Annotated in this window: 12 protein-coding genes; 6 read left to right on the top strand and 6 right to left on the bottom strand. The window is 60.8% G+C overall.

From position 1 onward, the window contains the following. Positions 1–3 precede the first annotated feature (3 nt). From HWX91_RS24645 to HWX91_RS24630, 4 genes are all read right to left on the bottom strand, one after another. Positions 4–1332, bottom strand: a complete 1329-nt coding sequence (locus HWX91_RS24645; RefSeq protein WP_028195182.1) for an MFS transporter — start codon at positions 1330–1332, stop codon at positions 4–6. Positions 1333–1517: 185 nt separating this feature from the next. Beyond that, positions 1518–2267 (bottom strand): SDR family NAD(P)-dependent oxidoreductase, encoded by a 750-nt coding sequence (locus tag HWX91_RS24640; RefSeq protein WP_028195181.1) that lies wholly within the window; start codon positions 2265–2267, stop codon positions 1518–1520. A gap of 96 nt (positions 2268–2363) precedes the next feature. Further along, the gene (locus tag HWX91_RS24635; RefSeq protein WP_028195180.1) at positions 2364–3251 is read right to left on the bottom strand and encodes a LysR substrate-binding domain-containing protein; all 888 of its coding nucleotides are present in this window, start codon (positions 3249–3251) and stop codon (positions 2364–2366) included. A 267-nt stretch (positions 3252–3518) separates the two neighbouring features. Further along, positions 3519–5669, bottom strand: coding sequence for a hypothetical protein (locus HWX91_RS24630; RefSeq protein WP_028195179.1), 2151 nt, complete (start codon positions 5667–5669; stop codon positions 3519–3521). A gap of 356 nt (positions 5670–6025) precedes the next feature. On the opposite strand from HWX91_RS24630, the gene HWX91_RS24625 reads away from it, so the two are divergent. Further along, positions 6026–7306, top strand: coding sequence for an MFS transporter (locus tag HWX91_RS24625; protein WP_028195178.1), 1281 nt, complete (start codon positions 6026–6028; stop codon positions 7304–7306). Positions 7307–7320: 14 nt separating this feature from the next. Here HWX91_RS24625 and HWX91_RS24620 read toward each other — a convergent pair whose 3' ends face one another. Then, on the bottom strand, positions 7321–8313 hold the full coding sequence (locus tag HWX91_RS24620) for a LacI family DNA-binding transcriptional regulator (protein ID WP_028195177.1): 993 nt from the start codon (positions 8311–8313) through the stop codon (positions 7321–7323). 178 nt (positions 8314–8491) lie between these two features. On the opposite strand from HWX91_RS24620, the gene HWX91_RS24615 reads away from it, so the two are divergent. Together HWX91_RS24615 and HWX91_RS24610 are read left to right on the top strand one after the other, a co-directional pair. Beyond that, positions 8492–9325: an NAD-dependent epimerase/dehydratase family protein gene (locus HWX91_RS24615; RefSeq protein ID WP_028195176.1), complete on the top strand. Its 834-nt coding sequence runs from the start codon at positions 8492–8494 to the stop codon at positions 9323–9325. Positions 9326–9425: 100 nt separating this feature from the next. Continuing rightward, a complete protein-coding gene (locus HWX91_RS24610) occupies positions 9426–9971 on the top strand; it encodes a GGDEF domain-containing protein (protein ID WP_028195175.1) in 546 nt (181 codons plus the stop codon). Between the two features lie 122 nt (positions 9972–10093). Here the strand turns inward: HWX91_RS24610 and HWX91_RS24605 are convergent, their stop codons facing one another. Then, positions 10094–10423 (bottom strand): ArsR/SmtB family transcription factor, encoded by a 330-nt coding sequence (locus HWX91_RS24605; protein ID WP_028195174.1) that lies wholly within the window; start codon positions 10421–10423, stop codon positions 10094–10096. Between the two features lie 87 nt (positions 10424–10510). On the opposite strand from HWX91_RS24605, the gene HWX91_RS24600 reads away from it, so the two are divergent. The 3 genes from HWX91_RS24600 (at position 10511) to HWX91_RS24590 (ending at position 13446) form a co-directional block, all read left to right on the top strand. After that, positions 10511–11608 (top strand): NADH:flavin oxidoreductase/NADH oxidase, encoded by a 1098-nt coding sequence (locus HWX91_RS24600; protein ID WP_028195173.1) that lies wholly within the window; start codon positions 10511–10513, stop codon positions 11606–11608. Positions 11609–12171: 563 nt separating this feature from the next. Further along, positions 12172–13182, top strand: a complete 1011-nt coding sequence (locus tag HWX91_RS24595; protein ID WP_028195172.1) for a zinc-binding alcohol dehydrogenase family protein — start codon at positions 12172–12174, stop codon at positions 13180–13182. A gap of 108 nt (positions 13183–13290) precedes the next feature. After that, a complete protein-coding gene (locus tag HWX91_RS24590; protein WP_156034503.1) occupies positions 13291–13446 on the top strand; it encodes a hypothetical protein in 156 nt (51 codons plus the stop codon). Positions 13447–13467: the final 21 nt, after the last annotated feature.

The raw sequence follows: 13467 nt of genomic DNA, 5'->3' as shown, positions 1-13467 counted from the left end.
GTGTCAGCGATTGACGGATTTGGCTGGCACGAGGAACACAAGCGCGGCACCCATGACGATCGCCACAGAGATAAAGATGAGCCCGGCCGTCGATTTACCGGTCAGGTCGTTCAACCAGCCCACGATGGCAGGCGAGAAGAAGCCTGCGAGATTGGCGAAACAGTTCACCGCGGCGATACCCGCCGCGGCGGACATGCCGCCGAGAAGCGCGGTCGGCAGTGACCAGAACTGCGACGACGAGGCGAGGATGCCGGCGGCGGCCACGCTGACACACACCAGCGACGCGCCGACTCCGCCCAGCATCGGAAGCGTTGCAAAGCCTGCTGCCGAGACGAGCATCGGGATCGCAAGATGCAGACGACGCTCACGGTGGCGGTCAGCGCTCGCGCCCACCAGCGGCAGCGCAATGATGGCGCACAGGTACGGTACGGCCGTAAAGATGCCTACCCACAGCGGGTCGGCCACGCCGGACTTGCGGATGATCGTCGGCAGCCAGAACGTCAGCCCATACTGACCGAGCACGACGCAGAAGTAGATGGCAGCCATCAACCACAGACGACGATCGCCGATGAAAGATCTGATCGACACATGGGCGATCTTGTGGGCGTTGTCGTTCGCCACGTTGCGTGCGAGGAGCGCCTTCTCCTGATCAGTGAGCCATTTTGCGGCAGCGATACCGTTGTCGAGGTAGAGCAGGATGGCGACGCCAAGGAGCAGCGACGGCAGCGCTTCGAGGATGAACAGCCACTTCCAGCCAGCGAGACCGTGTACGCCCTGGAATGCATGCAGGATGTAACCGGACAGCGGCCCGCCGACAATGCCGGCCAGCGGAATCGCCATGAAGAAGAGGGAGAGCGCCTTGGCGCGCCGCGCAGACGGAAACCAGTAAGTCAGATACAGGATGACGCCTGGCGCGAACCCTGCCTCGGCCACGCCCAATAGAAAGCGCAGGACATAGAAGGTGGTCGGCGACTTGACGAAGACAAAGGAGGCCGAGATCACCGCCCACGTCAGCATGATGCGAGCGAGCCAGTTTCGCGCGCCCACTTTGTGCAACATGAGATTACTCGGTACCTCGAAGAGAAAATAACCGAGGAAGAAAATGCCGGCGCCGAAGCCATACACGGTTTCGCTGAATCGCAGGTCGTTGAGCATCTGCAGTTTCGCGAAGCCCACGTTGACCCGATCGAGATAAGCGCCCAGATAGCACAGCATCAGGAACGGTATCAAGCGCCGTCCCACCTTCGCATACGTTTTTGATTCGAAGCTCGCCGGATCGGCAAGCGATGTGACATCGCCCGTCATAGACGGCGCAGCGGCTTTCGTTTTCATGGTTGTCTCCTGTCGGCCAGAGTTAGCGCTTTAGCTGTCGATCAGAGTTCGCGCTTTAGCGCTTACTCTGCATCCCATGCAAAGCTCTTAGTCTGGCCCCATGCAAGATGATTGCGGCCATATTGCCCCGGCTTTTACCGCCGGGTGCATTGACTCATCCGCCGCAATCGCGACGGATGTTGCGCTTAGTGGATTAACATGCCGCCGTTGACGTCGAGCGTGATGCCGGTCAGATAGGCCGACAGATCGCTCGAGAGGAACAGGCAGGCGTTCGCGACGTCGGCCGCATCGCCGAGTCGGCCGAGCGGGATGCCCTTGATGATGTCGGCGCGCATCTCCGTCGTGAGCTTGTCTCCGGTGATATCGGTCTGAATCAGGCCCGGTGTGATCGAGTTGACGCGGATGTTGTCCGCCCCGAGTTCGCGCGCCATGGCACGCGCGAGACCGAGTACGCCCGCTTTTGCAGCGCTGTAATGAGGTCCGCCGAAGATGCCTCCGCCGCGTTGCGCGGACACGGATGACATGCAGACAATGCTGCCGCTCTTTTGCGCTCTCATTTGCGGAATAACCGCTTGCGACATGTAGAGCGTGCCGCGCAGGTTCACGTCGATGACCGCATCGAAGTTGTCGGCTCCGATGTCCATTGTCTTCAACGGCTGGGTGATACCTGCGTTGTTGATAAGACCATCGACACGGCCGTACCTTTCGATGACCGCCTTGGCGGCAGCCATGCATGCGGCCTTATCGGTCACATCGCAGGCGAGGCCGAAGTGTTCTTCGCCGAGTTCACGCGCGGCACTCTCTGCGTCTTCCTTGCGAAGGTCTAGAATCACCACCCGCGCGCCTTGCGCAGCAAGCGCTTTTGCGGTTGCCTTGCCAATGCCACGCGGCGAGGCTGCGCCGGTTACGATTACTACTTGGCTGTCGAGCAACATGTTTGTCTCCATCGATCACGTTAGTTGGTAGACGCAGTTTCAGCGCTTCAACCATCTCGATCAATGCAGTTCGGCTCAACTATTGCTGAAGAATTTTCAGGTGTTGCGGCTGATCTCCTGCTCGACCCAGGTCAAAAACTTGGCCACGCGCGGCAAGTCCGCGTTCTGGGAAGGGTAAACGAGGTGATGGGCCCCGACTTCGACCGCATACGTGCGATCGAAGACCGGTACGAGCGAACCGCGCTTGAGGTGGACCGATGCGAGCATCGTGCTTTCCAGCGCGACGCCGTGTCCCAACGCCGCGGCTTCGAGCGACATGTACGAGCGGTCGAACGCGAAATCGTATGCCTTGGGCGACACCGCGACGCCGAACTTGCCGAACCATTGCTTCCACTGAACGAGAGGCGTCTCCGAGAAGATCAGGCGCCGCTCGAGCAGATCCTCGGGGGCACGCACCGGGTGTCTTCTCAGGTATTCCTCCGACGCAAGAGGCGCGATGAACTCGTTGCGTAGCGTTTTGATCTCGCCATCGGTCCAATGAGCGTAGCCATGCCGGACGTCGACGTCATAGAAGCCGGAGGTGAACGATACATCCTCATATGAGCATGCGAGATTCAACTGAATGTCGCCGTTCGCTTCCTGGAACAAAGCCAGCCGCGGCAGCAGCCACATCAACCCAAAGCTGGGACTCGAGTGAATGCGAAGTATCTCGACACCCGATTGGCTCGATGCGCGTTCCGTCGCGCGGCTCAGGTCGGCGAGCGATCCGGTGACATCGGCCAGATATTGCTGACCCGTGGGCGTCAAAACCAGCCCCCGTCCCAGTCTTGTGAACAAGGGCCTTCCCACGATGGATTCGAGGTTGGCAATCTGATGGCTGACCGCGGATGGCGTTAACCCTAATTCATCGGCCGCCCGATTGACGCTCTTCGTGCGGGCGACACTCTCGAACGCGATGATGGCTTTTAGTGGTGGGATGCGCATTGTTCCTGGATGCAGAGGTTGCGAACGGGCTTGGATCAGGGTGTTCTGCTTCGCTACAGGCGATTCCAGAAATGTCGCGTATCCCAGGGGTAAAGGCAAGCCGAGGTTCGGCCGACAGGCAATCGGTTCACAGAGGCGCGAGACGTTGTGCGAATACGAGGGCCGTCCGTCTGGATGGGTTTTTTTTCGACCCGCACAGCTAGTTCAGCTCATAGACTTCCTTGCGAGGCAACGCCGGCCCTTAAAAGGCCGGCGCACTTCATAGGATCAATTTGAAACGGCGTACTTCAGCGTCCAGCTGAACGTACGACTACTTCCCGCGTTGAGTGCGAAGGGGCGTGTCGTACAGGCAAAGTTCGAATGCAGCTGCCCGATCGGAGTGGTCGACAACGGATTGGTTACCCCAGCCGCCATTTCGAAGTTAGACAGGGCGCAACCGTCAAAACCCATCGTGCCATAGCTGGTCGCATTGCTATTAGCGTACTTAACCGAAAATCCATCGCTATTCGCTGTGGTGTTCGGGAAATCCGCAAAGGACGTGAAGTCTGTCTCGACCGCGATGGGGCCGGTCAACGTCCCGGAACTCAGCGTATCGGTTCGCGTCAGTGTGCCTTGACCAAACGTTAGAACCGTGTGGACCTGCAGGTCGATATCCGTGGCATAGGTCGCATTCTTAACGGCCTGCCGGAACTTGGTCGTGTCGAAAGAGACGGCCACCTGGCCGTTGTTTTCCTGAACATTCAGGTTCTTATAATACGTGACCGGAATGTAGGTTTTCCCGTTATAGGAAACTTGCGGAATCAGCAACGCATAGCCCAGATCCGTTGTGCCGTAAATCAGGTTGTCGGAGAACGGCGTCGGGTAATAGGGCGTGTACGAATTGTAGTCGGGCGCCTGGCTCAGATTCAGATTGATGACCCGCTTGCCGTCGCGCACGGTGATGAGCGCGGCGCTATACGGATGCGCGGTATCGGTGGGCAAGTTGTACCAGGTGAGCGTGTAATGCGGTTTTGTATTCAGCCACGCTTGCAGGTCGGCATCGGACATCGGCGCTTTGCCGTTGAAACCGAGCTTGTCCCACCACGCGTTCACATACATGTACTGGTGCAGCAGGCTGAAATTCTCGCCCATCACGCGAGGCTTGCCGCGATACGCGTCGGTGCCGCGGCCCTTGACCCACATATTCACGGATGGAGTCGGCAAGGTCGGGTCGTACCAGAACGTGTCGAAACGATAGGCCGCCTTGTAGATGAACGAATAGGCCACCTCCATCTCCTGAGCGGACAGTACGCCGGCATTTGCCGCAGCAGTCAGGATTTCCATAAAGGCGGAGTCCCCGTACGGCCCGATGGACCTGCCATAATTGAAACCCTGGCCATCTGCGTTGAGCTGCGGAAGAATGAGGTCGACTGACTTGCGCAGATAGGATTTCAATTCGGGCGTGAGATTCGCCTCATTGCCCATTTCGAAAGTTCGTTCAACGACTTCGCCAATTAGCAACGTGCTGTACCGATCGAAGCGTGCCTGATCATAATAGGTCGTATGGGTGTTCGAGGCCTCGTCGGAAAAACCGCCGGACGAGTCTTTCCGAATGTGATTCGTGAGTGTGTACAGAAGCGCGTCCCGCGCACCCATCGATGCCACAGCCGGGTCGGTGGCGGAAGAGAAAGTCGGATTGCTCCATCCCAGTTTTTGTCTTAGTCCCGCAATACCGTAAGAAACCGCATAGTAGTTTTGAGCGGTATTAAGCGATGCAACGTCGATCGGCGTACCTGTGGCGGGGCACGTATTCTTCAAGCCGCTTGCATCGGCGCCAAACATATCGCAGAAGTTCAGGCGATTTTGAAGGGTAGCGAGCATTGCGTCGCTGAAGACCTCGTTGAGCATGCCATGCGCTTTGAAATTATTAAGCGCAACGAGGTAGTAGTACTCGCCCCAGGATGTATTCGCATACGTGTAATTCGCGCCGCTTGTCTGCGTCATCATCGCGGTTGTTATCTTTTGATACGTCGCGAGGTAATCCGCGTATTTAGGATCCCCTTTCGCTTTCATATCGATCAATATGTACGACAGGCCGAGCGCCAGTTTGCCTGGAAGAAATTTATCGCCCGTGTTCGTATCGAGTACATGGACCGGACTGCCGTCGCCCAGGTCCATCACCACCTGTGTGAAATCAGGCGCTTTCCTGATGAGATCAAAGAGCGCTCTCATCTGCCCCATCATGGTTATAGACACGCCTGCTCCTGGCGGGACGCTCGTATCCGTCGCTCCATAAACGATTCCGTGGAGAGACACGGTCGACGCAGAAGAAACTGGACTTTTCGGACCATCGTTCAGGCCGCCTCCGCAGGCACTGACGAGAAGGAACGTCAGTGTACTGGCCGCGAAAATAACGGCTGATTTTCTTGACGAATGCATTTTTGTCTCCTGATTGTAAGTGGATCGATGCTGAAAGACGACGGACCCGCGTCCCGCCAGTCCGCCTGACCTCCGCGCCGTCTCGACCTGCCGAGAGGCCGCTACGCATATGAACGAAAACGATTAACCCTACTTCGGGGCTAGATGGTCCCACCATTGGATTGCAGAGCACAAGACCAGGTAAACCAAGGACTAGACAGAGAGTCACAATGCTTCTATCCTAGAAAAACGTTTTCCTAAATTGACGTGCCCGTGACTTGGCGCACCTGCTGCGGCGCATAGCGACCCTCGGCGCTCCCTGCCTTCAATGACACATAGCGCGACGCGACGAACGCCGCCGCGCAACGGAGACTTACATGCATTCCGCCGTTATCAGACCCGCGCGCACCGCCGCTAGCCGTTACCGCTGGACGGTCTGCGCGCTCCTTTTCTTCGCCACCGTAATCAACTACATGGACCGCCAGATTCTCGGTCTGCTCGCGCCGGTGCTGCAGCACGACATTGGCTGGACCCAGGTGCAATACGGCCGCATCGTGATCGCCTTCTCGGCGTTCTACGCGGTCGGCCTTCTGTGCTTCGGCCGGATCGTCGACTGGCTGGGCACGCGCATTTCATACGCGCTTGCGATGCTGATCTGGAGCACGGCTGCGGTGTTGCATGCGGCGGTCGGCTCGGTGGCCGGCTTCGCCATAGTTGGTGCGCTGCTTGGCATCGGCGAGGGGGGTAACTTTCCGGCTGCCATCAAGACGACGGCAGAATGGTTTCCGCGGCGCGAGCGTGCGCTTGCGACCGGCATCTTCAACTCTGGCGCGAATATCGGCGCAGTGTTCGCGCCCGCAATCATCCCGCCGCTTGCGCTGGCGTTCGGCTGGCGTGCGGCGTTCGTGATCATCGGGGCGGTGGGCCTCGTCTGGCTGGCCGTATGGCTCGCGCTCTACCGGTCCGCAGACACGAGTTCGGTGGAGGGCGGACAGGACGAGGCCGAGACGCTCGATGCCGTCAACGTGAACGCCCGCGCGCCGGGCTGGGGCGCGTTGATCCGAAAGCGCGAGACGTGGGCGTTCCTGATCGGCAAGTTCCTGACTGACCCGGTGTGGTGGTTCTATCTGTTCTGGCTACCGAAGTGGCTTAACGAGTCGCGCGGCATGGACATGCAGCACATCGGCCTGCCGCTCGTCTGCATCTATGCGATGACGACCGTCGGCAGTATCGGCGGCGGCTGGCTCTCTTCGGCGCTCTTGCGTTCCGGGTGGAGCGTGAACGCCGCGCGCAAGACAGCGATGCTGATCTGCGCGTGCTGCGTGCTGCCGATCGCGTTCGTCTCCCAAGTCGATAACCTGTGGGGCGCCGTCGCGATCGTCGGACTGGCCGCAGCCGCACATCAAGGCTGGTCCGCGAATCTTTTCACCACCGCGTCCGATCTCTTTCCGAAGCGCGCGCTGGGCGCGGTTGTGGGGGTCGGCGGGATGGCGGGCTCGATCGGCGCGGTGCTGTTCTCGGAAGTGATCGGACAGGTCCTGCAACGCACGGGCCACTACTGGGTACTGTTCGCGATCGGCGCGCTCGCCTATCTCGTCGCGCTTGGCGTCATGCAGATGCTGACGCCGCGCATGACGCCCGCGAAGCTCGACGCGTGAAAGCACGAGGCGCCTCAGCGGCGGGCCGCTGTCGACTCACGGACGATAAGCCTCGGCTCGAACGTCGAGTGCCCAGCCTCCGCATGGCCCGCGAGCGCGTCGATGAGCTTTTGCATCGCGAGTTCGCCCATCTTCTCGCTCTGAATATCGACGGTCGTGAGCGCAGGCGCTGCGTACTCGCCATACGGGACGTTGTCGACGCCGGTCACCGAGAGCTCCTGCGGCACCCTGATGCCGAGCGACGCCGCCTCTTTCATGAAGCCGAGCGCGATCAGGTCGTTGTAGCAGATCACCGCCTGCGGCCTGCGCGGACCGAGCATCACGCGCGAGCACGCATCTTCGCCTGCATGCGCCGTCGGCGCGTGAGCGTCGTACACGTCGAGCGTGAGGCCGGCCTCCTCCAGACACTCTCGCGCGCCGCGAATGCGCTCGTCGTTGATGCGTGCCTTCCCAAAACCGAGGTAGGCGATGTGACGATGCCCGAGGTTGAGCAGATGCCGCGCGAGCATGTAGGTTGCGAGCCGGTTGTCGATTCCGACGCTCGGGATCTGCAGCACATCGCTACGTCTCAACAGCACGACTGGCTTGCCGAGATCGAGCAACCACTGCGCGTCATTGTCGGGCATCCGCGAACTGACGATCAGGCCGTCGACCCGCTGCGCGAGCGCTTCGATCAGCGGGCGCTCACGCGCCTGGTTTTCGTCGGTGTCGACGAGCAGCAGCGTGTAGTCGTGCCGCAGCGCGACGCGGTTGGCGCCTTTCACGACGTTCGTGAAGTGCGGATTGCTGATGTCAAGAATGGTCAGCCCAATGGTGCGGGAGCGGCCGGTGATCATCGATCGCGCAAGCGGATTCGAGCGGTAGCCGAGTTCCTCGATCGCAGCCTTCAGGCGAGCCTCGACCGGTGCGGAGAAGCGCTGCGCCCCGTTCATGTACTTCGACACCGTGGCGACCGATACGCCGGCGGCTGCGGCGACGTCGCGAATAGTTGGGGAAGGTTTTTTCATGCAAAAGGTAACGTTTTCTCTTTTGTTTACCGATTGTCGCAGAAAGCGCGGTCAGGCGGGCGAATGCCATTCGGCGTAAGCGCCGTCTAATGGCCGCGCATCCGGCAATTGATGCTGAACCTCATCCATCGCTCTCGTGTAGAAAACGTTTTCCGTCAGTCATTTTTCAGGAGTTTTTATGAGCCAAACAGTCGTGCCGTCGTTCAAGCCGTTCCGGCGCCTGCTTCTGACCGGAGCCGCCGGCAACCTGGGCAGCCAGCTGCGCGGCGCGCTCGCCAATTGGGCCGATGTCGTGCGCGTGAGCGACATCTCGGAGCTCGGAGAACCTGCTCCGCACGAGGAAACGAGCATCGTCGATCTGGCGGACCGGCCGGCGGTGATGCAACTTGTCGAGGGCGTCGATGCGATCGTGCATCTCGGCGGCATCTCCGTCGACGCCCCGTTCGAGGATCTGCTCGGCGCGAACATTGTCGGCACATACAACGTGTATGAGGCAGCGCGCAAGCACGGCGTGAAGCGCATCGTGTTCGCGAGCTCCAATCATGCGATCGGTTTTCATCCGGTCACCCAGGTGCTCGACGCCGACTCGCCGCAGCGCCCGGACAGTCTCTACGGCGTGACGAAGTGCTTCGGCGAGGCGCTTTCGCGCTATTACTACGATCGTTTCGGCATCGAGACGGTGTGCCTGCGAATCGGCTCGTCGTTCGAAGAGCCGAAGAACCCGCGCATGCTCGTCACGTATCTGAGCTATCGCGACTTTATTGAACTGGTGCGCTGCTCGTTGTTCACGCATTGCGTCGGGCACGCAGTCGTGTACGGCGCGTCGAACAATCCGGTCAAGTGGTGGGACAACACGAAAGCCAGCTTCCTCGGGTTCAACCCGCGCGACAGCGCTGCGCGGTTCGCGGAACGTTTCCCCGCGACCGCACCGAGCGACTCGCGCGACGATCCCGCACAACGCTTCCAGGGCGGCCCATTCGTGCTTGGCCAGCCAATGGAGCCGAAGCAGTGAAGCATGCGTTCTCGGGTGATCGGGATACCTGCTCACGAAGCGTCCGACGCAAGTCCAGACAATCGCGAACTGCTTCTGCGATGTGACGGAGCGAACGGCGTTGCTCGATCGGCTGCGGCATCAGGCGTTCCACGACGCGCTGACCGGCCTGCCGAACAGACGCTCCTTCCTCGAGAGGCTGGATGAGGCATGCGCGGCAGGCGGCGAAGGCGTGGCGGCCATCATGTTTATCGACCTGGACGGCTTCAAGGCCGTGAACGATACATACGGGCATCAGTGCGGCGACGAAGTGCTGGTTGAAACCGCGCGTCGGATAAGTCGCTGCGTGCGTGCCGGCGATCTGGTTGCGCGACATGCCGGGGATGAATTCACCGTGCTGCTGACCGGTCCTGCAGTCGATCGTGCCGCACTGGAGAGAATTGCACGTGCAATCCTGCTGACACTGAGCCAGCCCATAACGTTCGGGGCGAAGGTCGTGCGGGTATCGGCCAGTATCGGCATGCTACTGCGCGGCGAGGCACCGTCTTTGAGTGGGGAAGCCCTGTTACGCGCGGCCGATGCCGCCATGTATCGTGCGAAAGTCGCGGGCAAGGCGCGTATTCTCGTGCACGAGCTTCGCGATTCACCGGCGGGCAAGCCGGGTTGAGATCGACGCCGTGTCGTGCCGGCTGATTCGGCCAGCCTGGCGCCTGCCGCGCGATTCATCGGCGCACAGGGCAGGCGGGCCGAAGCCGAAGCCGACAAGCCGGAGACGACAAGCCAGAAGCCCTAAGCCGGCTCGCTCAACGCCGGTTCCGCGGCGATCTGCTTGAGTATCGCCTCCATTAACCCCGGAAACCGGCTGTCCAGTTCCGCGCGCCGCAACGAATTCTGATGCACGGTGCCGGCCACACGCGTGCGCACGAGGCCCGCCTCACGCAGGATCCGGAAGTGATGCGACACGCTCGACTTCGGGCGGCCGCCGTCTAGCTCGCCGCAGGTCGCCTCGTCGACGGACGACAGCCGACGGACGATTTCGAGGCGAACCGGGTCGCTCAGGGCATGGAAGAGCCGTCCGAGCGTGAAGTCCTCAGCGGCAGGATGGTTATAGGTACGCATCCTGCAAATGATAAAGGTTTCTGCGATACTTGGTTATTCGATGTTTATCGAACTAACGTACAAGCAAGTCCAGAGGAGTTTCACCCGATGTCCGCACTGTTCCAGCCCTACAAGCTCAAAGACGTTTCCTTGCGCAACCGGATCGCCATTCCGCCGATGTGCCAGTACACCGCCGAAGACGGCCTGATCAACGAATGGCACCGTGTGCACCTGGCCGGTCTGGCGCGCGGCGGCGCCGGGCTGGTGATCGTCGAGGCGACGGCCGTATCGCCCGAAGGCCGTATCACGCCGGGTTGCGCCGGGATCTGGACCGACGAGCAGGCGCAGGCTTTTGCACCGGTCGTCGCGTCGATCAAGGCGGCCGGCTCGGTGCCGGGCATCCAGATCGGGCACGCGGGCCGCAAAGCGAGCGCCAACCGTCCGTGGGAAGGCGACGATCACATCGCTGATGGCGACAGCCGCGGCTGGCAAACCATCGCACCATCGGCGATCGCGTTCGGCGGCAATTTGCCCAAGGTGCCGAAAGCGATGACGCTCGACGATATCGCGCGCGTTCGCGAAGATTTCGTCGCCGCCGCGAAGCGAGCGCGCGACGCGGGCTTCGAATGGCTCGAACTGCACTTTGCGCACGGCTATCTCGGCCAGAGCTTCTTCTCCACCCACTCGAATCAGCGCGACGATATGTACGGCGGCAGTCTCGAGAACCGCAGCCGCTTCCTGCTGGAAACGCTCGCGGCGGTGCGCAAGGTGTGGCCGGAGCACCTGCCGTTGACGGCGCGCTTCGGCGTGATCGAGTACGACGGCCGCGACGAGGAAACGCTAGCTGAGTCGATCGAACTCGCGAAGAATTTCAAGCGCGAGGGACTGGACATGCTGAGCGTAAGCGTGGGCTTTTCCACGCCGACCGCGGCGATTCCGTGGGCGCCGGCGTTTCTCGCGCCGATCGCCGAACGCGTGCGCCGCGAGGCCGGGATTCCGGTTTCGTCGGCGTGGGGCATCGATACGCCGGAACTGGCAGACCGTTCGGTAAAGAACGGGCAACTGGATCTGGTGATGGTTGGCCGCGCGCATCTGGCCGATCCGCACTGGCCATACCATGCGGCGAAGAAGCTGGGTATCGAGCGTCCGTCGTGGACATTGCCGGCGCCTTACGCGCATTGGCTCGAACGCTACGCGGTCGCGTGAGTTTGCGCGTCGGTTCTCTTTTGTACTGATGTGCTGGTGTACTGATGTGCCGTTTGTCCTATGCTTGATGCAGCGGGGCAGACGGCACGTCTGATTTGCCTTCTACGCGCGAACGCGCGGCGCCGCGTGTTGGTGCACGCCGCGAGTTTGTGGGAGTTTCCACTGAAGGCCGTCATCCGGCAGCCTGATTCGTAGAACGCATTAAAGATGCCACCCACTGAAAGGCCGGCGTAGACGGACAAACCGACCCCTTCACTTGCTCGTAGAAGCCATCAGCCACCTCGCATGCCTGGACCGTCGACGCTGAATGCGAGCACACCATCTCATCCAAATACCTATGTTTAACCAGAAACATAGCGTGTGCAGCGCGTGGGCCGATCCAGTCCGCATTCACAACTCCCACCTATACGATGATCAACCTGCGCCACTACTTCTGAGCGTCCGTGCGGGGCATGCAGTTCATTCACGACGCAAGGGTCATTGCCCTATGCGCTCCTGACGATATTAGTGAGTGAACAAACCCGGCCCGCTGTAACTTTAAACGTCATTTTTCTGGAGTACATATGAAAGCCGTTATCTATAACGAGTCGGTTCCGCTCGGTTCTCCGGATGCCCTGACCGACACCACGTTACCCGAGGCTGAGCCAACCGGGTACGACCTGTTGGTGGAAGTGCATTCGATCTCGGTGAACCCGGTCGATACCAAGATCCGTGGCGGCGTGCTGCCGCCCCCAGCGGTCCCCAAGGTGCTGGGCTGGGATGCGTCCGGCGTGGTGCGCGCCGTGGGCGACAAAGTAACCCTGTTCAAGCCCGGCGATCGCGTCATGTACGCCGGTTCGCTGTTGCGGGCGGGCACCAACAGCGAACTGCACCTGGTCGACGAGCGCATCGTCGGGCCGATGCCGAAGAGCCTCAGCTTCGAGGAAGCGGCCGCGCTGCCGCTGACCTCGGTCACGGCGTGGGAGTTGTTGTTCGACCGTTTGCAAGTGCGCGAAGGCAACAACCCGATCGGGACGCTGCTGGTCATTGGCGCTGCCGGTGGCGTCGGCTCGATACTGATCCAGCTGGCGCGCCAGCTGACCGGCCTGACCGTGGTCGCCACCGCATCGCGGCCGGAAACACGCGACTGGGTGCGCGAGCTTGGAGCGCATCACGTGATCGACCACACGCAACCGATGCCGGAGCAGTTGCGCGGCCTTGGCATTGACGAGGTCGATTACGTGGCGAGCCTGACCCACACTGACAAGCACCTGGCCGAAATCGCCCAAATGCTGGCGCCGCAGGGCAAGCTGGGGCTGATCGATGACCCCGAGTCGCTCGACGTGCCGATCCTCAAGCCCAAGAGCATCTCGCTGCACTGGGAATTGATGTACACCCGATCGATGTACCAGACCCCGGACATGATCGAGCAGCACAATATTCTGGCCCGGGTTGCCAGGCTGGTCGACGCCGGCGTGCTGCGCACGACGCTGGCGGACCATTTCGGCACCATCAATGCGGCCAATCTGCGCCGCGCCCATGCGTTGATCGAGAGCGGCAAGGCACGCGGCAAGATCGTGCTGTCCGGCTTTTGAGATTTTGAGGAGCGCGCCATGAAAATCACAACTGCCATCGCATGAATCACACAATGAAATCTCTGCTTCTTCAACACGCAGGAACGGACTAAACACTGGAGCTGGCGAATGTTCTTATCCCCACGCCAGGCCGGCGCGCGCGTCCTCGCAACCGCATCACGTTCGATGGACCTCGTCCGCTCGTTGGGCGCCGACGAGGTGCCGTCGGCATTGCGTGAGGCTGAAGCAGGGCACACACAGGGCAAAGTGGTGATCAGGCTTTGAGCCGCCACCAGACTTGTCCCA

Origin of the sequence: Paraburkholderia fungorum (assembly GCF_902833645.1) — a bacterium.
Taxonomy (GTDB): Bacteria; Pseudomonadota; Gammaproteobacteria; order Burkholderiales; family Burkholderiaceae; genus Paraburkholderia; species Paraburkholderia fungorum.
Note: the sequence above shows the minus strand (reverse complement) of the source record. Positions and strands in the feature narration are given on the sequence as shown.